The organism is Sporocytophaga sp. (assembly GCF_017745095.1).
In the GTDB taxonomy this organism is placed as follows: Bacteria; Bacteroidota; Bacteroidia; order Cytophagales; family Cytophagaceae; genus Sporocytophaga.
Map to the genome: position 1 here is coordinate 1 of NZ_JAGHZZ010000041.1, position 24,707 is coordinate 24,707.

The following is a 24,707-nucleotide window of genomic DNA, read 5'->3' on the forward strand; positions in this document are numbered from 1 at the left end:
AGCTGTCCTATTTTTGGGGAGGGGTACAGTTCAGCATGACAAAGGACAAGAAATCAGGCTATGAGGGCATACCTTTCTTTGTCATCCTGAGCCAGCGAAGGATCTGATAATTATAAAAGGGCTTTGCGATTTCAATCAAAAGCCTGCCCGATAGTTCAACTTTTATTCTTTCACTCCCTGGCCGGTGGCGCACCGGCCAGAATCTCGAATAATGAGTTTAATCTGAAAGTAAGGAGCATTTCAAGTTTTGTACATTTGGAAAGCTTTCGGTCTGTGCGCCACAGACCGAGGAACAGATGCCCCCACTTGAACGGAAGTTACTTCTGATACTCAATTTTGGTAACACGCCAAACAAATTCCCCCGCACCTGTTTTCACTACAACTTCATTACCCACTTCTTTTTTCATCAGGGCGATTGCCATTGGTGAGTCTATAGAGATATAGTCTTTGGTGGTATCAAAGATCTCATCATACCCCACTATGCGGAAGCGTTTTTGTTCGCCTTTGTCATTTTGAATCTCTACCCACGCACCAAACATTACTTTGCCTTCCTGGAAAGGTGAATAATTCACGACTTTCAAATCAGTAATACGTTTCCGTAAATAGAGCACGCGCCTGTCAATTTCCCGCAAGCGCTTCTTATTGTAATGATAATCCGCATTTTCAGAACGATCTCCAAGACTTGCAGCCCAGGCTACCTTCTGCGTGGTGTCCGGCCGTTCAACACGCCATAAATGATCCAATTCAGCTTTTAATTTTTCTAACCCTTCCGGAGTAATTAGGAGTGTTTTCATGTTGATTTAATTAGGCAGTAATGCGTGTATCCATTTGGATTGCAAGTTTGGCATTTGCTCCCTGGCCTGTGTCTCACTGGACGGGGAGCAGATACCTGATAAATGGCGGTTAGAATTATTTATCTATAATTTTGACGCACTCAGTTTATTGGGAGTTGCATCAATAATCCTATACTTAAATTCTTTATTATACTTCCTTTTGGTTTCAATAACAATTTCTTCAATTCCTTTAACTTTTTTAAAATCATCTTCATGAAAGCATATCACAATAAAATATCCAAATGAAATATCCTCTACTTCCATATACTTTGGTAGTTGAGCTGTCAATCCATTCCAAAATCTGCTATGACTTGCCTTTTTAATTTCAATAGCTACTCTATCTTGATAACCTAGTGAAAATTTAAAATCTACTGGTCCTCTCCCTAAATTTGCTTCACCTGAAATATCAATATTATTAGCTTCACAATGAGATTTTAATATACCTGTAAATACTAACTGCGCAGCCTTTTCTGTTTTGGGTTTATTAGAATCATCATTCCACAACAATTGATATCCAGAATTATTTTCAATGAAATTTTGATATTGACCAACTAACTTTTCCACTATCTCTTTAAATGAATCTTTGCTTGAAGCATCCATTGTCAGAGGATTGGATTCCGCATACTGCAACCCTCCAATAGTTGTAGTATATACCCCTCCTGGATCTTCTATATAATCATATCCTGAAACGTTTCTTAATGATTTTTTAAAATCTGACATCCACCCCCTATGTTTCTTTGCAATCTCAATAATTTTAGATTTATCAATAGAATTTTTTATTTGAATATTAAACTCATCTCTAACTTCTTTATTCTTATTGTCCCATATAAAATCTTTAAATGAATCAGCATTTATATTTGGTTTTTCATCAATAAAAACTCCAGGTGTCAATATTACTGCTCTATCAGGGAAAAAAGGATTTTCAGGAAGTTTAACTCTTTGTGAATTCCATCTATTAGTTTGATAATTAAAGTTATAATTCTTTAATTCGAAATCTAACATAGGAACTTTATGTTTATTACAAATCTGTTGTGTATATTCAACAAACTCTTTCTTTAGAATATTAGCGGTTATATCACTTATCCTATCTCGCCCGATCCCTTCATTAAATATTCCCAAAAACTCAAAGTTTTCTATACTTTTCATACCCATTTCTATAGACTCATAAATGGCGGCAACAGTATCTCGGGAATATTTTCCTCCAGATCCTGCCCCATCAGTATCACCAGAAGAATAACCTAAGCACAATTCTCTTACTTCTGGAAAAACTAACATTTTAAGAAGTTGCTTATGTCTTAGATCTTGAGAATTTCCTGTTGACCGTGCCGCAATTTCAAAAGCTTTATTAAAAAATTCAATTATTTTGCCTGAAGCATGTATAAATCCTGGGTGATATTTTTCAAAAATTAATAATGGGTCAATAAACAGAAGTGTATCTAAAGTTAAAATAGGATCAAACCAATCATCATTTCGATCTTTTTGAATGGAGTATACTTTTGAAAACAACATAAAAAATAAATTTAATAATTCTAGTATTTATTGTTCCCATGCAGCTAGGAAGAATAATTTATAATAGTAAAAAGAAATATCTTTTTATTTCAACTGAACGGCCTGACAATTTAACTCATCTGATATAATTCTTAAAGCCCTATTTCCAATCCTAAACAAATCACCTGCACCCTCGATATCTTTTTCATTTTCAAAAGACAATCTTTTTCGAGCTAAAATAGCGTACTTAGTTAGTTTTCCTCTAAACTCCAAATCATAAAGATTCAGGTTGCTTTGGGATAGTTTTACTAAAAGTAAATCTTTAAGTACCCGCTTATGAATATCAGGAGTTTCAGGATTTGAATGTAACCTAATTTGATATTCTCCATTTAGAATTTCCTGATACAACCGAAATACATACCCTTGATAATTTATACTCATCCATGTATCAATATCATTTATAATATATGATGGAGAATTTCGGTTGTTTACTTTGTATATTCTCAGATTTTGTTCAGATGATAAATCCTGAATCTTCTTATAAAGAGAATAATAGAAAAAATGGTCTGCGGTTAATCTTCCTTGTCTTTTATAGGCAAAGTTTAAATCATTCATTAATCCTTTCAAAACCTCTATATAAACTTCTACCAATTCCTTAATATCTTCTCCAACTTCACTTCCATCCTTATATTGTTCTAACTTATCAACAAGGTCACATGTACTTATTTTTACAGACCTACCACCAAAAACATTTTGAAAATAATCGTCCTTATATTCATAGTCGCAAGTTCCTAGTAAGATATGAAAGCCTTTAACATTTTCATTTTGGTAGAGGTATTCTTTTTGACTTTTCAACTGCCCTTCAGAAATATTAGACCACATTTTTAGCTCAAACACCGCACTTATATTCTCAGCTTCAAAAGGTTTTTTAACTGCAATTCCCAAATCAAACTTTCCTCTGAGTGGCTCCCAGACTGGTAATTGTTCAACATCGATATCCAAAAATAGCCTTTGAAAGTTTATATCCTTTAGCAAGGTGTATAAGATAATTTGATGTGTTCTTTCATAATCAACAGCACTTTGAAGGAGAAGATTTATTGCAGACATATTAAAAAGTAATTGTTTGGTTTTTATTTTTCCTAATTTTATAATGATTTACTTATTAAATTTCTTTATTAAAGCTTCTCTGTTCTCAACTTTATCATACCATTCCTTTCTAACCTCTCTTATTTGAACATCACTTTTTACTCTCTTTATAAAATCATTAAAGTCAGTATTCATAGTTAAAGTATTAACTGTGTCCCAATCTAAATGATCTCTTTTTTCCGCTGGATATAAAATTTTAGTAGCATCTGGATCTTCCAAATCCAGCTCAATTATTCCTATGCCAAATGAATTTGATAACCTTTTTAAAGTTGACTGGAATTCTCGATCATCTGATATTTCTGCAGCAACCAAGTAACCTTCATTAGCCCAAGATGAATTAGATACTGCTTGGAAAAACGAATAACGAAGATTTCCAAAATTAAGTTTTCTTTTAATTTCGAAGGATAGCAATGCTATTTGTGTATCACTCATTATACTGCTTAAATCATATACTTCAGGTTTCCATTCTTTTAAAGGAAAATAGCAAGCAACGATATCAGGATGAACCCATTCACCGTATTTCTTTTTAGAAGATCTCTGATGATTTAAGGTTTTAGAATAACATTCCATACGGGTATATATATAATAAGTCAATACAGCATGTAAATCCTTTTCGAGATAAGAAGATTCATTTATTCCTTCTTCTTCCAATGCTTCTGCATCCTGTTCAATCAGATCCTCTTTTGAATAATTTAAAGATTTTAAGATAAACTTCTTTGGTCTGCTACCAACTGAACCGAAGGGAGAATTTTCGTTATCTTTTGCAGAAACATGTAAGAGAGCACCCAATGTTGCTTTGGGAGTTTTGCCTTCACTACTCAGATATTTTAAATAATCAGACTTTGAAGCTGTTTCCCAGATATCATTTACAGTTAAAGGCTTTTGAGATTCCTTTAAAACTTTTTCTGCTAATTCTAAAAATGTCATAAATCTTTTCGTTTAACTATACACAGCCATCCATTCAGGCTTTAAAAGTATTTCTTTTAAGAATGCTAATTTTAGGAACTTCCTATCATCATATCTGTCAATGTGATAGTCTTCAATGGCATCATTAAGAATTTGCTCATAAGTTGCTCCCTCCTTTCGCGCCGTATTTCGTTTAAATCTATTGGCGATTGTCCTAAGTTCTGTTTTTGAAAACTGCCTTACTTCTTCATTGTACCTGTTTTTAATATCAAACAACCAATTCCAAGTATCAACTTTCTCTGCATCATTATTGAATTCAAGTTCTACCTCTTCCTGCTTCAAATCACCATAATTAGTCGTATTGCTAGACTTTATAGTTAAACCTATTTCAAATTCATTTGGCAAAGGTTTAAAAGCATAGAATGACCTTCGATTATTCTCGCATGGATTTTTGGTGGACTTGCATTTCTTATTACACTTACTGCATAATGGGGTTAGATTTGAAAAATTAACCGATGCAAATGGGTACTTTTCTTTTGGAAGAAAATGGTCGTTATCTTCTCTGTATCTCGATTCACCGCTTTCTATAGGAACCAATCCGCAGCAAGGACAAAACTTCAGATTGTTATTATTATAGATAAGATTATTATAATAATCCAACTTTTCTTTTGCTGTAATCAAATCACTGTAGCACTTCACAAGAAAATCTTTCATCTTTTCTTTAACTACATTCGGCAAGTCATCAAGACTGACAGGTTGACTTATTGCTTCACAAAGATTCTCTATTCCATTATTCAGAATGAAAGCTTCGCGAATAGCAGCTCGTTCATCTTCTGTTAGAGACTTACTCAATTCGTAAATTTCATCCACAGAATTCTTTACCCAGTCGCGGGCATTGTAAATTTTCTCAACATCTTCGTTTAGCAAACCATAACAAGATATTGGTTCCTGCGCATTACACCAAACCTCGCAGATTAGATGCTGAATATATTCCTGATACTCAAATACCGGGTGATCGTCCAGTGGTTTATAAGTTCTTAGCATCAGGTTAGCTTTTTAGTTTTTTATTTAATTGAGCTAGCACAATATCCTTTTCTATCGATTCTCCCAATTTCCGTAATTCAGCTTTCGCCTTTTCTACATCTTTCTGACTTTTAATTGAAGCAACATCGATGGCTTCGATTGCTGAGTAAGACAGATCTCCGATAGATTGGGTATACCCAAACAATCTATCCAGAATCAATTCAACTGATGTTCCATAAGTATTAAAGGAATTTTCCAGCTCTGAAACTTTTTTAGCAGTTGTTATTCCTTTATCATCCTTTTCAAATAACAGCACATTGTCAGGCAAACAATCAGAAATAATAAAAGGCGAATGTGAAGTCAATAATACATCTTTTAAAAGATGTACATTAAAATTTTTATTAGGCAAGTCCTTTGGAGTTCCAGCTGTAATACTGTCATTGAGAATTTTCACAAACTTAGCTCTCCAACTTGGATTGAAGTGTGTTTCGGGTTCATCAAGTAGTAATAAAGTTCGCTTGTTTTTCAACAATAGGCAGATACCCATAGTATGAATGAACTGATGTTCTCCATCTGAAAAACTTCGAAGAGGTAGGTCTTTACTTTCTCCTGTCTTCTTTATTTCTTTTGTTATGTAGAAATCTAAAAAGTGAAACACATTCTGCTGAGGATTTGCAATAGGAAGTTTCCCGTCTGTGTATACTCCTTTGGAACGATAAACACCTTCTTTTGTCCCTTCATCAATAAAGTGTGCATTCAATTCATACAATAACCGAAAGAAATGAAAACATTCGAGGGAAGTTTTAAAGTATTCTCTAAAGGCTTGCTTTGTAGCATCATTGACATAAAAATCTAACCATATAGTTTTACCTTCTCTATCTAAAAACCATGAGGTAGTACATTTCAACAGAAAATCCAACTGATGTTGCTCGATCAATTTTAATATTGGAGTTTTTCCTTGCTTCTTTTTCTCGTCCTTAAATATAAAATCGTGAAGATGAATGTTCATTCGAAAGCTGCGGAGTCCTAAAATTCCTGTATTATCTACATCTCTGAGAGGAGCAAGAGTTTCATTATTTTCAAACAACAGACAAACCAATAACACAGCCTGACTCATGTTGTTATCAATATAGATCAGACTATTCTCTGGTTCATCATAACGTTCATAATTATCTCGGGTAGCCTGTCTGTATTCATCCAGGTGTATCAGACGACTTTTGATAAAAGGTAAACTTAGAATTTCATTCTCACCGGAAGAGTAACCTATTATTTGATCTGGTAAATATCGTTTTCCTTCTGCGGCTTCCTTGCGTTTAATGGATGGCATTAATGATACTTGCCTTTTCTCTACAGTCCCATCAAAGGGGTAGGCCTGGATAAACATCTGTGGTTCTTCGCCTTCTTTTTTGACAATGGTTATCTTATCAAAGAAGTAAACTGAGTATGCTATTCTATCATGCTGACCTATCAGGTACTCTAATGTAAATGCATCCGGAGTACATTCAATACGACTGAAATTTTTAGGATCCTTAATACTCTCAGGTAAGTATCTAGCAACACAAAGCTCTAAGTGATAAAAAATGTTCGCTAATGCCTCTAGTACATTTGACTTTCCACTTCCATTCAAGCCTGCAAAACAAAAGGGACGAAATTTCTCCATTGCCTCAGTATGTCCCAAGGAATGAAACTTTATTTCAAAACCTTGCTGCAGACTTCTGAATTCACCTATGCTCTCTATTTTAAGGCTAAGTAGTTTCATCCAACAACTAGCTTTACGGTTTTATCATTTTCATCAAATAATTGTTTAATTTTGCCTTCCTTCAATAATTCAAACACAAAATATTTGGCTTTATCGTAAATTTCGGACTCATAAAATTTTAATTCATTAAGATTACTTTTATCAAGCCGATCCAATAATAATTGAATGGTCTTTATGCTGCTATTCTGCCTAAAAAAATTATAATCATTTTCAAGTAATAACTCTAAATCTACAGATGTATTGAAAGTTAATTTGCCCTGAAATGCATATTGAGAAAGTACACTCAATAAGTTCTGAATATTTTGAATACTCAAATGAAATTTAGATTTAATGGTTTCCAATTTTTCAACAATTCCAGCAAATTTTAGCTGTATTTCTATTGGAGGAACATAAACTGGAAAAGCTTTCAACTGTGTAGAATTTATAGATGCAATCCCTGATGTCTGCTTTGCGGCTTTTAAAAAGTAATTCTTTCCGTACATGCTTGACACTTGAAACGATAGGAAGACAGAATTTATAAATTCATGATTGCGTACTCGTACTCTAAAAATATGGTTTTGAAAAATACATTTACTAATTTGATTTTTCCATAAAGTACCTCTTCCTAATTTGTCAGGATCTCCACCTTCTGTTAATAAAAGATCATCATTTTCTAAATTATACTTAACAATCTCATCCTCTGTGGCTTCAATTTTTTTTATTTCCTTTAAATCTAGAAACCCATCTTGTACATTAGCAACTCGCATATAGGGAATCATTTTCGTAGATTTGCCAATATAATTTTTTCCCTTAGTAAGTCCCGATGTAATATCCGCAACTGCTGATAGAGGAAATACATTAGTTCCTATAAACTTAGAGAACATATCCGAAAAAATTGCTCGTAACAATTCTTCATACATGGCAATGGTTTTTTCTCTCTTATCCTGCAAGGCTTTGGCTTTGTCCAATATAGCTACGATTTTGTTTTGAGTCTCAATATCGTAAAGTGGAATCTTAACAAGATCAATAAATCCTCTTGAAATGCCACCAACTGTTGCCCCCCTGAAATCACTTAAGATTTGCTCTTGTCCATTAGCACTATGTAAAAAATAAAAAACATATTTAGGATTAGCCAATTCCGGATTGATTTGAATTCTAAATACATGTTCATTAATTGCCGCATCCTTAAAAGGGAAGTCGTTATCAACGAAGCTTGTTTTTCCAGTTGTTGCTCCATCTTTAACAATTAATATGTCATTTTTAAGTACCTTTCCAGTTCGCATTTTTGAAAAAAAATCTTCTGAAACGAATTCTTTCTTTTCCCACTTGAAACCGCCAGTAGTCGATAAATGAGTACCTCCTATACTAATAATACCTGAGTTAATACTTCCCCCCTTCTCACGGGAACCAGATTCCAATTTTTCTACTATTCTATTTAGCTCTACAAATTCCATTACCCAATCAAGTTTTTAAGTTCCTCCATATCCTTTTGAATTTCCTTTTCCAAAACAAACAATGCTTCCAGAATTTTCTGTGGGGGAGCGTATGTCTGTTCCTCGTATTCAAACTTTTTGTAACGGTTGTAACTCAAATCTAGTCCATTTTCCTGTATCTCAGCGAGAGGTACATAAAAATGTTTGATACGTTCAATAGGAGTAGTTGTAGCCCTTTGTTCAAAAGCATCCACCGCAATAGGTAAGGGATTTTCAGCCAGCTTTCTGCGATTATCATCTAGACTATAACCATCGTTTTTTAGCTCGTAGAACCAGACCTTTTCAGTATGCCATATCTGGCTGTCCTCTTCGACTTTGGTAAACACCAGGATTGCGGTCTTCACTCCCGTGTAAGGCTTAAAAGCTCCACTGGGCAGGGAGATTACTGCTTCGAGTTGGTTGTCTTTCAGCAATATTTCTCTTGTTTGTTTTTGAGTCTTGCTTCCACCAAACAATACACCTTCCGGAATAATCACCGCAGCCTTTCCACCCGGTCGCAGCATCTTGGAGATCCTAACCAGAAACAACAACTCACTTTGTGTGCCGTCTATTTTCAGTTTGGTGCTCATACCTCCTTTGTCAATTCTGCCGGTAAATGGAGGATTGGCCAATATCACCGAGTATTCTCCATCCTGATATTCCTGATCATACTTCTTAGATAGTGTATCTATATTTTCTATCTGTGGTATTTTAATTCCATGCAACATCAGGTTCATCAAACCAATCCTCACCATAGTCTGGTCTACATCAAAACCATAGAAGGTTCTTTCGTTAAGTTCGTCCCAAACTTCCTGTTTGGTGATCCTGTCTCCTCCGTATTTTTTAAATCGCTTCAGTCCGTTCTCATCTAATACAATCTCTTCAGGACTGCTGTATCTGGTGAGTATGTGCTGATAAGCTCCCAATAAAAACCCACCCGTACCGCAAGCAGGGTCGCAAATCTTATCTGCCCAGTCTGGATTAATAATTTCGCACATAAACTGGATAAGGTGCCTCGGTGTACGAAATTGCCCATTTTTACCAGACTGGCTTAGTTCGTTTAATAAATATTCGTATACATCTCCTTGCGTATCCTGAAACTGCTGCCCATCGTTTTGCTGCCTCTTGATCTCATTAAATATTTCATCAATTGCTTTCACCGATTCATCAAGCAAAGCCGAATTATTTATAATAAAGACGGCGTTTTGCATATGTCTTGTATAAGGCTGAGATGGGTCATTGAGGTTTTTGATAAAAGGGAAAGCCTTTTTGCTTACTGCTTCCAGCATGGTATCAGGATCAAGGAGCGAAAAGTGAGACCAGCGACAATCGTCCGCACTTTCCAAAACAGGTTCACCTTTTTTATCAAATACCAGCTTACCCCCTTTGTTTACTTTTTGTCGGACAAATATAGTCTTGTATTCTACTCCGGCAAACTCGGCTTTGTTCTTAGCATCTGTATCAGCATCATCAATCCTACGCATAAAGAGCAGATATGAAATTTGCTCGATAGCTGTAATCGGATTAGCAATTCCTCGGCTCCAGAACTTATCCCAAAGTTTATTAATTTTTGATTTTAATTCGTTAGATAACATTTTTAAATTAATTATTTAAGCGGCTATTTGTTGAATAACTCCGATGATTTCTTCTATTTCTTTAGGTGAAAACACTCCTAAAATCCCTTGAGGATGAAGTTGAGTAAACGGGGGATTAATCAGGTCTTTCTTCTGAACACTTCCTTTATCAATAAGGTACGTTTTCAACAGGTTCAAGAATTCAATCTGATTGCTTGAAAGGTTGTTGTGCATTTTTATAAAATCATCGAATACCATCGTGACAGTTTCCTCAAAAGAATGGATTGGTTCTACCTGAAGTATGTGTTTAATGAATTGTAAAAATCTTGCATGCTGATTTCCATAAACCCGCTGTAATAATTTTTCCGTCACAAATAGGTCCCGTTCATTCATCAACTGTGCCAGTTCACCCAATTCCTGGTCAGTGATAGATTCCCCCAATTTTATTTTTTGAAGTACCTGATTATTGTTTACCAACTGTTGCACCATATTCTCCACCATTTCTTTATATCGGCTTATACTTACAAGTTCATTCTCAGGACCAAACTCTATCATCTCCTTTTTATAGGTCACGTCTCTGAGATTTAGACTAGTCTGTTCATCACCACCATCAAAACTCTGACGGTATCGCATGAGCGGTGCAATTTTTTCAATGACGAGTTTTAGATCATTTTCTAAGGTATTAGTCCAGAAGTTTGACCTCAATGCACGTTTAATTAATTCTTTCTCCTTTGCTACCACCCCAATATTTATTGGTAACTCAGCTATTTGAGTGATGATCAGCTCTCTTAGATTTTCCAAACTTTGGCTTTCGTTTTCCAACTGTGCAATGGAAAACTCAACAATATCTTTTTCAAAACGCATCGCCTTGAAATCAATGGAAGACAAAGCTCTTAATATTGGAGCTATTGTTTGGTCAAGGAAATGAATTTTATCTTCAGTAAAGGGATCCCAAAAGCTTGGATCATACACTTTATCTAGTTCAGATGCATTATCCAGAACCACCACATTATTTTGGGGAAGCGCATTGATAAGTTTTTCCAGTTCAAGTTTTTCTCCATTCGCAATATCCGTATTGCGTTTTCTGGCAATTCTCAACTTCTCCAGACGCATTTTAAAAAGGCGAACAGGCAAAGCGAGCTGTGATTTATTTTCTTTACCTTTTGGATTGAGCTTGAACCTTGTAAAATTGTTCCAGCAATCAATGATGAGAAACTTATCTTTTTCATGACACCAGCTACGTCTGTCATTTGTGTTCAGCACTCTGGTTCCCCGGCCAATCATCTGCCAGAACTTGGTATATGAAAAGACAGGTTTGGCGAATACAAGATTCACCAACTGCGGAATATCAATACCTGTATCCAACATGTCCACGCTAATGGCGATTCGCGGAAAATCGTTATTTTTAAACTGATCAAGCAAACCTCCCTTTCCATATACACGAGGGTCATCAGATACGATTACTTTGGCAATTTCACCGGCACCCTGAGGATAATACTGATCAAAGATTTCTTTTATTCTTCGAGCATGTGTCATCGTCATGCAGAAAAAGATGGTCTTTCCCGGCAATACTCCATTTGGATCTTTGATACACTCTTCCCAGAATTCACGAACGATCAAGGCATTCGTCCCTTTGTTTGTAACTGCTTTTTCAATCTCAGTTCCTTCAAAGTTGATTTCAACCGGATCTTTTCCTTCAGCAATTAATTTTCGTTGATCTTCCTCACTTATCGAATGAACATGTATGCCTTCCTGCTGAAACTTTGTAGTCAGCTGCATTACTTCGAAGTTGGATAGATAAGGCGGTTTATTATTTACAGCATCTTCAAATGTATAAGCAAAAGTAGGAAGCCCATCTTCACAGTCGAAAAGTTCGAAAGTGTTATGATCCACTGCATCAGTAGGTGTAGCTGTAAGTCCAAGTACAATTGTATTGAAATAGTTTAAAACGTTTTGATAAACATTATAAATCGAACGATGACTTTCGTCTATGACAATAAGGTCAAAGAAATGAGGTGATAGATTTCCCTTCTCATCTTCTATAATATTCAACATAGTTGGATATGTTGAGACATATACCCGTCTATCAGCAGCAAATTTAGTTTCTCCAGTTTGAGGCCAAACTGAATATTGTGGTGCGTTTTCTTTAAATGCTTCAACTGCCTGATCGCGTAACGCAATTCTATCTACCAGAAACAATATTCTTGAAACCCAACCTGCACGCATCAATCCATCCACCATGGCGATACAGGTTCTTGTTTTGCCGGTCCCTGTAGCCATTATGAGAAGAAACTTTCTTTTCTTCTGTTCCATTGCTTCAAAGACTGCACGAATGGCTTGTATCTGGTAGGGCCGTCCTGCAATGCTAGTATTTATCAATTCATCTGCCAGTGGTTTTCTGTTCTTACGAATAAACACCATTCGTTCAAGGTCTGAACGTGTTGGAAAGGCATAGATTTTTCGAGGAGAATAATTTTCAAGATCCCAGAAATAAATATCATTTCCGTTGGTATACATGCAAAATGGCAGTTCGCACTTAAATTGCTTCTGAATATTGTAAGCGTATTGTTTAGCTTGCTCCTCCCCGACACGAGCATCAACAGAAGATTTTTTTGCTTCAACAACAGCCAGAGGTTTACCATCTTTACCTAATAACACATAGTCACTAAATTCTGAACTGTATTTTGCTGGTGGATCATTGACAATATTAAGATCCGGTGAAATAAAAAACTCTTCAATTACCTGAGTCCGGTCAAAAACATTCCATCCTGCTTTTTTTAAGCGGTTGTCTATAATTTCTTTCCGTGTCAGTTTTTCGTTTTTCAAACTACAATACTATTTAAGGGATTAAATATCACCCATATTATGATTTCCTATTAATTAAGCCTCTCCTCACAAACCCTCTTCACCAACTCCTTCAACACCTCAATCCTCTCACCCAAATACTCCAAATCCTCTTTCGTAATGGCATACCCCTTCTTATACCTCGCATCAATATACGCCTTCTTCAACAGCTCATATCGATCAATCTGCTCTTTAGTATCTTTAAGAAATACAGTTCTAAATTCTTTATTAATGACGATTGCAATCTTGCTCAACTCATCAAGATCATGATTCTTGCCTTTGTAGTGGGTGAAGACTAAGGCAACAGCAGAATATAAACTTTCTGTAGTTTGATGAAGAAGAAATGCGGCTTTATTGTATAATCCTTCTTTGTAACTGAAATTATATAACATTAAAAACTCTTCAGCGCTGCCCATCCATTGCTTATACTCCTCTTTAGCCCTTTTCAGCACAGCATCTGGATTTACCTTTCCCGGAGTTGCAAGCGTTACTTCTCCGGAATCGTATAATACAATCCCCTCACGGATCACATCGGTGAAAAAGTAACTTCCGGCTTTGAGTTCTTTATTGATGAATTCAGCACTATGGTGAATGGCGGTAACTGTTGTAGATAATTCAAGCTTCTTTAGCTTTTGTTTGGTCTTGCGCCATCTAGTGGAGGTTGTGTTGCCCAGTTCTTCAGACGTAATCACCAGAATATCATAATCACTCTTGAAAATCAGCCGAATCCCCTCCTCTACCTTTTCCTCCTCAGCCCAGGTATTCCGTGCATAACTTCCGAAAAGCAGCAACTTAGCAGGCTTCATCTTTTCCACAATGAGATCTGTGATAAGCTTCAGCTCCTCTTGTTTGTATTCCGGCAAAAAATTTAAACTGGCAATCAATGAGTTAAAATTATTTTTCCTAAATCTCTAAATTAGAAAAAATCGGGCATAAAATGGCAAAAAATCATTTGTAATTAAGGCCTATTGAGCAGCCACTGACATTCAATAATTTAATCATTACTCCAAACCCCACCAAAAAAAATAACCCTCCAAATCATAAAGACCTGAAGGGTTAAATTGATAACAAACAGCAATTCTTATTACACTGCTACCTGTCTTGTAACAGTGATGTTAACAATGTTGGAGAACTCTCCCACTTGCTCGTCGTGCAGCCTGTAGATTCCTTTGTAAGACCAGATGGCCGTATCTTTCTCCCCGAAAGGAAGCTGAAACGTGTCAATATAGTCCGGCGTGGAATCATTGGCGAGGAATACAAAACCTTTGCCATCATTGCGGTCCACGTAGATGTCAATGGAATCAGCAACGCCCTTTTTCCACTTGATAAGCGGACGGTGTGCATCCAGAGCACCACTGATCTGAGGTTTAAGAGTCATTCTGTCAAAAGACGACTCAGCCCCGATAATACCTAAATCCTTACCAATGGATTCATTGTAGTTTGGGTGATTTTTGATCCTCTGTACCAGTTTCGGAATTCTCTTAAAGATCCCCGCTTTTAAAGCTACTGCTGGCTGAGTAACGTTGAGCGTAAGAGATGGATAAGAAAGCGGAATCGATTCCTCTCCTTCTGCAAGAATGTTTTTGAATGCCACTTTCTGAGCAGAATCCTTTTTGGCATTTTCCACCAGTTCGATGGTGTACATAAATGCACTGGCATCATTGGAAATAGAGATCACCTCATCCGGAGATAATCCTACAGTTCCTGCATGATTAGATAGTTTAACCGAGAAATTTTTAAGCCAAATAGCTTTGTCTTTATCCGCCCTTGGCAGATATCCACTGTTGTTGGTTGTCATAGTTGGTGAAAACTTGAAGTTTAAAAATATATAATTACCTCAATGTTAATACCTTAAAATAATCTATGCAAGTATTTTTTCTAAAAACAACCCCACGATTCACCCGTGGAGCCCCACGGGAGTTCCGGATGTTCCCACGGACGTTCCGTGGGGCCATACAGAAGTCCCGTGGGACGTTTTCAGAGTCCGAATGGACCCACAGAATGTCCGGAAGCTCGCATGGAACAGTCGGATGATCCCACAGCGTTTTCGTGGTATCCCACAGAGATTCCGTGGGAATAACCAAAGGCCTGAATGAACCCACGGGACTTTCGTGGGACACCACGGAAGAATGGTTTAGAAGCTTTGGATTTATACCTGGAAATACAAAAGTCTTAAGTGATTCCACAGAAGTTTCAGGAGGTGCTATAAAGAAGTTGTGGGGATAACCAATAGTCCACGCTTGATTTACTTCTTATTTAGCTAGTAAAAAAAAGATTAACGAGGATTTTTGAGAATAGCGATCGCATGGCTATAAATGTCAAAGTTGCGTCAGGTCTTTCGGACCTGACACTTTTAAAAGTTCAGGAATACATCAAACTTCTAATTCTATTGAACAATGTGTCGGATCGAAAAAGCAAACTCCCTGGCCGGTCTAGGCACCAAAGTCAACTTAGCAAAATAGAGATTCATATGTTGACCATGGTTGAGTTGCAGGCAAAATTTCTATTAATATTGAAAAGCCATGAAAGTCTGAGAAAAACCCCAATAGTCCTCGCTTGCAGCGAGGATTTCCGAGAATAGTGATTGCATCGCTATTCTCATATAGAATCAAGAACTATCACATCTCAATACTCACCGCAACCGGACAATGATCCGATGCTGTTACTTTATCTGTAATCATATCAAACCTTTTACCAGTAAATAATTTGGCTTTTGTTGACAGGCCTTTTCTTATGATTCGGGGAATTGACTCTTTGTTATCAGTGGCAAGTTTTTTGGACAATAGAATGTAATCTATCTGTCGGTATTCTTTTTTCTTATTATAGAAATGCGTCCATCGTTCATTTTCAGGAAGCCTTTCCAAGACATCAACCATCCATTTATTTTCAAAGAAGGTATCAAGAGCCGGAGACGGTCTGTAGTCATTCATATCTCCTAATACAATCCAGTTATGATTACCAGGATTATTCCCATATTTCTTCTTTAAGATATCAACCACAGCTTCGGCTTGAATTCTCCTTCTTTCCGATGTACCTTCTCTCCCTTCCATCATCGATTTAAAATGATTCACAAAAAGCGTTAGAGTCTTCCCTTCAATATTGAATTCAACTTCAAGACAGTCCCGTGAAAAAATATAACTCTTGTTATTCGAAGTTCTTAGAAACTGATGCGTCCTGATTGCATCAAATGGTACCTTGCTTAAAATCGCTACATCAATAAATCTTGGATCGTTTCCATCAATAACAGCTTTATACTTATAACCAGCCTTACTGAGAAACTGATTGTTAAATTGCTTCAAAGCATCCATGTTTTCAATTTCCTGAAGTGCGATGATATCGGCCTTGGTTTCCTTTATAGCTGCAGCAGTTGCAGCCCTTTCAGCATCAATGATAATATCAAACTTCTTTGGATCAATAATAAATCCTTCTGTTTTGGTTGTTGCAGAATTAACTCCTTTATCAAATTTAAATCGTCTGAAAAGATTCTCGCAATTAAAGGTGGCAATAGTAATTTGTGTCATAGCTAAAAATGGTTGATTGTAACAAATATAAAAATCAAATAGTATAAGTTGGTCAACTTCGCAATAAAACTTAGGCTCCCAAAATCCTCGTTTCCTTCACGCACAATATCCCTACTCCCTGGCAGGTGTCAGCACCATAGCCGTCAACTTAACAAATCTTTCCTTTATCATTCTGAACTCTGCTAAGAATCTGAGCTTTCAAAATGAATAAAATTAAGCTATCTGGCAGAATGCTAGTTTAAATAACATTTTTTCTTACTATCAGATCCTTCGCAGGGCTCAGGATGACCAAATAGCCCATTGTTGTATACAAAACAATGTTAAGTTGACAGTTAGGGTGCACTCTCTTCCCCGGCCGGTGGCGCACCGGCCGGAATCTTGAATAATGGTCTACACTTAATTTTAAGTATGGAACATTTCAAGTTTAGCACATTTGGAAAGCTTTCGTTCTGTGCGCCACAGACCGAGGAACAGATCCATTCTATTATTTTTCAATAAATAATTTAAAGATTCTGGAATAACCACTACACCTTACTTCAACGAAGTACATCCCAGAAGTAAAATCGGTCAGATCGATTTTCTCTAAACTTTCATCAGCTACCTGATCCATATTATAAACAATCAAACCATCTATTGTCATAATTTTCAATCCTGATACCAAATCTCCAAATGTATTTATATTTACAAAATCTTGAGCAGGATTAGGATATACATTTATCCGTGGCTGCAAATAAGCGGGGCTTTGAATAGAAGTATTAATAATTTCGACAGACTTGGTTATTTCAGATGTATCACATTCATTTCTTACCTCCAGTGAAACCGTAAATATACCATCTGCTAGATATGTATGAGAGGGGTCCTTTGTATAGTCGAGAGAAGAATTATCCCCAAAGTTCCAGACATAAGATTCTGCTCCTCTTGAATGATTTGCAAAAAATACAGAACCATCTTCTATACTGTAATTGAAATTGGCAACCGGAGCTCCGAGCCAATAAAGTTGAACAGAAGCCGTATCATTTAAAATATTCTGATCAATTTGCCCGTTGGGATTCACCACTCTATATGATACATTATGATATCCAGGTCTGCTGGTAGTTAAATTAAAATTCACTTTAACATGATCATTAGGAAGCAATGTTCCATGCCAGTCAATAGTTTCAGAATTTAACTCATCTGAAATAATACTAAAGGATTTAACAACCTCCGTTGATACATTCTTTACAACAATGGAAGAACCTATAGTTTCAGAACAATAAGAATCTCCCGGAACATAAATAGAATCCAAAGATAAATCTCTGCTCAAATTTATTGTTACTTTATCCGAATAACTGTCATCGTTACATTTGTTAGATACTTTTAAAGTAATGACATATTCTCCTGAATAAGGGTAATAATAGACAGGATTTTTATCTGATCCATGTGATCCATCTCCAAAAGACCAGGAATATGTCTTGACACTCTGAGAAGTATTATTGATAAAAATGGAGTCATTTCTCAGAACATATTTAAAAGAAGCAATTGCAGGCGCAGAATAAATAAAGTCATAGGAAATTGTATCATTATATGGAAAATCATCCGCCATTGAACCTGGCAAGGATAAATAAACTTTGAGGTTATAAGTTCCTGATAATCCAAAATTGTAATTACCTAAATTCAAAGAAACAATAGAATCTTTCTTTAATGATCCCGACCAATTAAAAGGTGATTCTGCGATTCCATTCACCTCCCAATTAAGAATAAAATCATCTATGACTAAATTACCATAATTCTTAACTGAAACATTAATCTCTTTAAGGCCTTTGCAATAATCAGATTTCAAAGGACTATTTATGCTGATGAGACCAACATTGGTATTAAAGTGACCAAGCGATTCATCTGCACCAATGGAGGGTTTACTGCTTCTATAATCTCCATCTATATCTATACTTACTTCTTTATTGACAATCCCCATGCCGATTGCAGGAGAAGATATACTTAAATGAAGATCAGATAGATCATTTAAAAATTGAGGATCCAGACTTAAACTGTTAAGATCATTTTGGGTAGCACCAGCATAAGTCGCAATGTCTGTATAATCTTTAGAATTTATCTTTACTAATTTACTTCCTGTAGTATACAGGTCATTGTAATTACTAGAAACAATACTTTGATTGATATTCATGGTATATCCACCATATCTGTTACAGAATATATTGTTTTCCACTACCAGCGATGAATCTTTATTACTGTAAAAGACAGCAATATCACTTTCTGGATTTCCATTATTAAGGTTTACGGAATTATAAAGAAAATTTAAATACTTATTATCTTCAGTATATAAGACAGAAGCAGGTACATTCATATCATAATCAAGGAAATTCTTCACATTGATCATATTATTCACAACCAGTCCGGCTGAAACAGCAGAATAGGACTTGTGACTTCTAATGCTTAATACATAATAATAGGATCTGGATAGTTTAGACTCAAAATTTATTACATTTTCTGAAAAAATAAGTCTATCTCTTGTATCAGATATATTTGCTCCCGTAAATCCACCTTTAACGTCAAATTTATTTTTCGTAATTACAGGAGAAATTGTGTGCTCAATGGTAAGTCCGGAAGAGGACTGATTAATAAAAGAATTATTTGAAATGATTAAACCTCTTGTATATTCCCCGTTGCTTCCACCTGTGTAATTTATACCTGTTGATCCTCCAATTATGGTATTATTGGTAAATGAAATGTAGTTGTTATAAGGATTTACCTGATTGTCTGCTCCAATGTAAACGACATCATTATATGCAAAAAAATTATTATCTGTTAAGCTACTTTCTATTATGTTATTTGAGAAGTTTATATAATTAGCTTCCCCCGTTATATATATAACCCTGCAATAAGAACCTAAAGTAGATTTTAAATTCATGCGCTTAAAAGAAATATAATCGGCACCATCTAAAAAAATAAGATAATCGGCATCTGTTGTAGAAAAATCATTATGATCTCTTGTAAGTGTTACAGAAGTACTGTCATTGTTTTCGGGCTGAAATACAATTGTATTGATGACATTTGTTCCTCTGATTTCAGGAATTCTGATCTTCTCATTGTAAGTGCCAGGTTTTACATTAAATATTACGGGGCCACATATTCCCCTGAATTTAAGATCATTTACTGCATCTGTAAATGATTTATAATCAGAACCACTATTACCAATTGTGTAAGTCCCGCTTAGGGCGGTTGGAGTAAGCGTTACGACAGTTGTATCACTTATTGTAAATGTATCATTTACCCCATTAGGATTTTCTGTCCATGCCTGAAGTTTTACTATTCCACCTTTACCAAAATTATACTTACCTATATTGACTACCTCGGTACCAGAAGAGTTAAGTGATCCTTTCCATCTGAAAGGAATTTGTGGCACTCCATCTATGGTCCATTTTATTGTTACGGAAGTCAAATTATTAAAACCATAATTTGCAATAGACAATAGAATATCATTCACTCCTTCACATGGAAGAGTAGTGGGAAGTTCAAATTTTATAGCCTGGGCATTGTTCAGGTTGGGAACATATTCATCAGCCCCAACCATAGGATTTGAAGCATCCCGAATATCTCCTTCTATATCCCTGGACAAGCCAGCAATAGGATTTGGAACACGTACAGGAGATAAGTTATTTCTATTGATGTGTAAATCTGTAAAATCACTGTATCCGGAAGTTCTAGCCATAAACATCGGATTTGTGTTAAAAGAATGAAGATCATATCCCGTCTTTTGCCAATCACTGAGATTCCAGGCCTCAACTTGACTATATACCTTTGCTAATATTAATGAACCATCTGTGTGTAAATTATTATAATCAGAAATTAAAGATTTTACTTCAAAAATGTTTAATGCTATACCACCATTATTTGTTGAAAGTATATTATTTTCAATTTTAAGATTACTTCCTTTCTGAATATAAAAGGCATCTCCTCCTTTCACAGAAATGCTATTATGAAAATAATTAACATAACTTGAGTTTAAATTGTAAATACCTGGCACCCCATTAGAGGAAATAAAGTTATTATACACCTTTATCGGGTTAGAGGACAAACCAGAACAACTTTCCAGAAGAAGAGCAGCTTCGTAATTACCAGGACCACAACAGGAAAAAATGCCACCTATTTTATTATTAAGAATACTTATTGATGGTCCCGAATAACTGATTTGTATAGCATTGGTGGAGTAAGCTGCATCTTTCAGGAAAACATTATCAGAGATAGTTAAAGCGTCCTGATAATAGAGAACAATACGAGATATTCTTGCTCCACTAAATTTATTTCCTTCAATTTTGTTTCCCTTTGCCCGCATAGCATCTGAAACTCCTCTTAAATATATCATCCCATCTTTAAGAAAATTATTTCGTAAAACTAAATAATCTACTGACTCCTCTGCTTCAATATCCCTTTCAATATAATTAGATATGAACTTTATATTTTCACAACCCTGATTCAGAACGATAGATGTCGATCCTTCCTGAATAAAAGACAACTTGCTAAAGATAAGATTAGCAGCTCCATTTATTGTAAGATTTGAATTTAAAATTACAGGGCTGTATATCTTCCATATTACTTTACTACTATCACCTTTGTCTGAAGTAAAAGTTACTGTATTAACGGGTGAAGTTCCCGGAATAGGATAAACATTAACTATTTCTTCATAAACACCATCTCTTAACCTAAATACGACAGGAGCACAAACACCCATTTTGGTAACAGCCTCCAATGCTGAAGTGATAGAATTAAAATCAGATTTGGGCCCACCAATAAAATAAGTACCTCCCATCCTTTCATAAAAGGATGTAGTTTTAACCATATCATTGGAATGATTAAGATCTCCGTCAAAATTTGACCAAACTTTTAATGATGACAGCAAATCATAGTCAAACAAATATTCACCCAGTTTAACCAAACCAGATGTCGCTCCGGGAGCTATTTTACCTATCCATTCTTTTGGTGTCTGATTATAACTATCGACCTGCCAGTTAAGCAAAACCCTTCTGAGCGTATCGGAACTATTATTTTTGATTTTTATATAAATGTCTTTACTTCCGTGACATCCGGCAGATGGTTTGTTCACAATTTCAAGGCTTGCATCATAAAGCATCCCGGAAAATTCATCAGCCCCGATATCCGGAACTTTTTTTCTAGGCTCTCCATCAATGTCATATTTAATTTCTGGTATACTTATCCCTTTTCCAGCAATGTCTGCATTGAAAAGAGAATGAAGATCATTAATAGCAACAAAAGAAGGCAATGATGAAACGGAATGAAGATCTTGATTCCATTCTGACCTCCATATGGCAAGACTTTTATATTCATTGACCAGTTTAGTTCCTGTAGTGTATAAGTTGTTATAATCAGAGGTAAAATAGATTAATGAACCATAAGTTTTTATAACAGTTCCCCCTCCCGCATTGTAAAGAATATTATTCTTTAATTGAATTACACTTGTATTATACTTAAAGTAGACAACGCTGGAATTCTGAGTCTCTGTAGTGGTCAAATGAATTGTATTAAAAAGTATAGATTTATTTTCTACAGCGCTTGTATATATTCCATAACTTTCAGTATTCAATCCTATCCTTATAAAATTGTTTGTTACATAAGTATGCCCTATTCCTTCTAACATAATACCCGCCAAACCAGTCCCTATTAATACTCGGTTATTGGAAACGACAGAACTATCACTATTTAATATCCTTATACCTCCATCATATTGATTATACGTCTTACTGATATTTACAGAATTTTTGCTAACAACTGCTCTCTCCGCATCAATCCTCATTATACCATTATCAAACTGGTTACTTAAAATGGATACACGTTTTGCAGAAATGCCTATACCACCGCTCGGGAAATAATTATTAATGATGTATATATTATCATTTATTCCTTCCCCTGAGATGCCAGGTTCTATCTTGCTGTTCTGGAATCTGATATTCTGACAATCTTTAAAATAAATTGCACCTCCTCGAGACTGAAAAGAGATCTGATTAAAAGTAATATTGCTTGTATTGGTCAATTTCAGACAAGGACTAAACTGATCTATAGCAGTTAGCTTTACAAGAGAGCTGTCTCTGCTTTCCGATTGAAATGTGACGAGATTATTTACAGAGGTGCCTTCTATATAATTCAAAGAATGAGCCTCCCTGTAACTGCCATCTCTTACTATAAACGTCACAGGCCCACAAACACCCCTGTTTTGCAAGTCTGTATATGCCGAAGTAAAGGTCTTGTAACTGGGCTTATAGCCTCCAAGTGTATAAGTGCCCTGCATCTTAGTAAAAACTTTAATACTTGCACTGGAATCATTAGAAGTATAAGTATCAACGGAACCATTTGGAAAAGAAAGCCAGAAACGTACTGTGTATGAAGAATCCAATTCAAACAAACTTCTATCAATAACTAATGTATCATACTCTCCTCGTTCAAGACTTCCAGACCAATTGTATGTTGGCTGAACAACTTTATTCTTCTCCCAGGATAATTTAAAAGAAGTAATCTTATTTGAACCAAAATTTCTAATAGCAATTTTTAATGGAATGTTACCAGAACAAACTGGTTTGTCAAGGTCAAGAACTGAGGTGATTCCAATATTATCAGGAAGAGGCTGGTATTCATCCGCTCCTATATCCGGATTGGTTAAATCTCTTACCTCCCCATCAATATCCAAAGGCACATGAGAATCATAAACTCCCTTTCCATCCATGTCTATATCGTTATCAATATGAAGCTCTCCTTTAGGAAAAAATTTGGGGGATAAGGAAATAGAATTTTGGTCCTTTCCTGATGATAATTTCCAGATTCTGAAATCAGCAAAATTTCTCCCTTCGAAACTGGCAAAAATATTTGTGCCTGCAACTTTAAGATTATTATAGTCACATTCAACCAATGCGGATGGTGTTGCAAGTTGAATAGCATAATTCGTACAGATAATAATATTATTTTTAAATCTGATATTAGTCCCTCCATTTAAATACATACCCATTGAACTTTGAAATGTATTGAAAAGGATATTCAGATTTGAACAGTTTGATAAATATAGAGCATTGGAGTAGTTTCCTGCCAACCTTATCATATTATTAACAATAAGTGCAGGGTTTTCAGCAGATTGAATACAATTATTCAGAGTGATTCCCCCGTTAGATAATCTATTGTTCTGAATCGTCATTATCCCATAGCAATTAGAAACGGCTATGCCAAAGTAGTCTCCACTATAATAATTAGTAAGTATTGTATTTCCTGAAAAATTTAAATTTGACTGATAAGAAAGATAAGTAGCATATTTATATTGACCATCAAAAGTATTGTTTTTTATGGTTAATTCTTTTTCATAAGAGCTTTGAGACGCTCCTCTTAAATTAATAGCTACTTGTCCTCCCTTGAATGTATTGCCGGTAATGGATATATAACTGTCATTTGATGCAGGAGAAAAAATTAAACCTCCATTTTCAGTATTACCAAACACCTCGGAACTTATTACATTATTACTCAACGAAATATTATTTGAGCCATTTCGAATATCAATTACATTCGAATAGGGATTATAGGCTGTTCTTTTTATTGTTATGTTTTCAATCGATATATAACTGGCGCTATCAAACTGAATTGCATAATTTGACTCAGACAAATTTGAAGACGGATTCTGAATTATTACATCAGAAGAATTTCTGGTTGAAGAGATGAATTTCACTGTATTTTCAGCAGTTACACCTGGTATGAATGGAATGGATATACATTCGTTATATACACCTGAATTTACATAAAAGGCAACCGGTCCACATACACCTCTTTCTTTTAAGGCTTCAACAGAAGCTTTAAAACTGACAAAACTACTACCAGAGCCACCTATACTAAAAGTACCGGAAAGACACTGAGCTTGAGAGGATTTTTCACTAAAAAAAATAAATGCTACTAAAACAAAAAGTAACTTAAACAATCTAATCATTTAATTTATAAAATAATATTTGTCATACAATATACGCATAATTAAGGTGAGATAATAGTTAAATATGCTATTCTAACTACTAATTGCTCAGGACTAAATAAAATGGAAAATAAATATAACCATCACACGAAGCTGAATTTCTTCCCCGGCCGGTGGCGCACCGGCCGGAATCTTGAATAATGGTCTACACTTA

General features: G+C 35.4%; 15 protein-coding genes. 2 read left to right on the forward strand and 13 right to left on the reverse strand.

Translation table 11 applies throughout. From position 1 onward, the window contains the following. Nucleotides 1-317: 317 nt before the first annotated feature. From greB to J7604_RS25855, 11 genes are all read right to left on the reverse strand, one after another. Nucleotides 318-794 carry a transcription elongation factor GreB gene (greB, locus tag J7604_RS25805; protein ID WP_293903123.1) on the reverse strand — a complete coding sequence of 159 codons (477 nt, stop codon included), beginning with the start codon at nt 792-794 and terminating at the stop codon, nt 318-320. A gap of 123 nt (nt 795-917) precedes the next feature. After that, nucleotides 918-2,342, reverse strand: a complete 1,425-nt coding sequence (locus J7604_RS25810) for a hypothetical protein (protein WP_293903126.1) — start codon at nt 2,340-2,342, stop codon at nt 918-920. 84 nt (nt 2,343-2,426) lie between these two features. Continuing rightward, nucleotides 2,427-3,428, reverse strand: coding sequence for a hypothetical protein (locus tag J7604_RS25815; RefSeq protein ID WP_293903128.1), 1,002 nt, complete (start codon nt 3,426-3,428; stop codon nt 2,427-2,429). Between the two features lie 48 nt (nt 3,429-3,476). Continuing rightward, nucleotides 3,477-4,394, reverse strand: a complete 918-nt coding sequence (locus J7604_RS25820; RefSeq protein ID WP_293903130.1) for an HTH domain-containing protein — start codon at nt 4,392-4,394, stop codon at nt 3,477-3,479. A gap of 12 nt (nt 4,395-4,406) precedes the next feature. Next, nucleotides 4,407-5,417, reverse strand: coding sequence for a hypothetical protein (locus J7604_RS25825; protein ID WP_293903132.1), 1,011 nt, complete (start codon nt 5,415-5,417; stop codon nt 4,407-4,409). Nucleotides 5,418-5,421: 4 nt separating this feature from the next. Next, nucleotides 5,422-7,155 (reverse strand): restriction system-associated AAA family ATPase, encoded by a 1,734-nt coding sequence (locus J7604_RS25830; protein WP_293903134.1) that lies wholly within the window; start codon nt 7,153-7,155, stop codon nt 5,422-5,424. Next, a complete protein-coding gene (locus J7604_RS25835; RefSeq protein WP_293903137.1) occupies nt 7,152-8,588 on the reverse strand; it encodes a restriction endonuclease subunit S in 1,437 nt (478 codons plus the stop codon). Before J7604_RS25835 ends, J7604_RS25830 begins: the two co-directional genes overlap by 4 nt. Beyond that, nucleotides 8,588-10,201, reverse strand: coding sequence for a class I SAM-dependent DNA methyltransferase (locus tag J7604_RS25840; RefSeq protein WP_293903140.1), 1,614 nt, complete (start codon nt 10,199-10,201; stop codon nt 8,588-8,590). The genes J7604_RS25835 and J7604_RS25840 overlap by 1 nt, the downstream gene beginning before the upstream one ends. A 15-nt stretch (nt 10,202-10,216) precedes the next feature. Beyond that, the gene (locus J7604_RS25845; RefSeq protein ID WP_293903143.1) at nt 10,217-13,006 is read right to left on the reverse strand and encodes a DEAD/DEAH box helicase family protein; all 2,790 of its coding nucleotides are present in this window, start codon (nt 13,004-13,006) and stop codon (nt 10,217-10,219) included. A gap of 50 nt (nt 13,007-13,056) precedes the next feature. Next, nucleotides 13,057-13,908: a HEPN domain-containing protein gene (locus J7604_RS25850; RefSeq protein ID WP_293903146.1), complete on the reverse strand. Its 852-nt coding sequence runs from the start codon at nt 13,906-13,908 to the stop codon at nt 13,057-13,059. Between the two features lie 200 nt (nt 13,909-14,108). Next, nucleotides 14,109-14,822, reverse strand: coding sequence for a hypothetical protein (locus J7604_RS25855; protein ID WP_293903149.1), 714 nt, complete (start codon nt 14,820-14,822; stop codon nt 14,109-14,111). Between the two features lie 105 nt (nt 14,823-14,927). Between J7604_RS25855 and J7604_RS25860 the strand changes: the two genes are divergently transcribed. Both J7604_RS25860 and J7604_RS25865 read left to right on the forward strand, forming a co-directional pair. Further along, entirely contained in the window at nt 14,928-15,104 is a 177-nt protein-coding gene (locus J7604_RS25860; RefSeq protein ID WP_293903152.1) for a hypothetical protein, read from the forward strand. Beyond that, a complete protein-coding gene (locus tag J7604_RS25865) occupies nt 15,095-15,250 on the forward strand; it encodes a hypothetical protein (protein WP_293903155.1) in 156 nt (51 codons plus the stop codon). The genes J7604_RS25860 and J7604_RS25865 overlap by 10 nt, the downstream gene beginning before the upstream one ends. A gap of 392 nt (nt 15,251-15,642) precedes the next feature. Here the strand turns inward: J7604_RS25865 and J7604_RS25870 are convergent, their stop codons facing one another. Then, nucleotides 15,643-16,545 (reverse strand): endonuclease/exonuclease/phosphatase family protein, encoded by a 903-nt coding sequence (locus tag J7604_RS25870; protein ID WP_293903158.1) that lies wholly within the window; start codon nt 16,543-16,545, stop codon nt 15,643-15,645. Nucleotides 16,546-17,029: 484 nt separating this feature from the next. Next, entirely contained in the window at nt 17,030-24,514 is a 7,485-nt protein-coding gene (locus J7604_RS25875; protein ID WP_293903161.1) for a PKD domain-containing protein, read from the reverse strand. Nucleotides 24,515-24,707 lie beyond the last annotated feature (193 nt).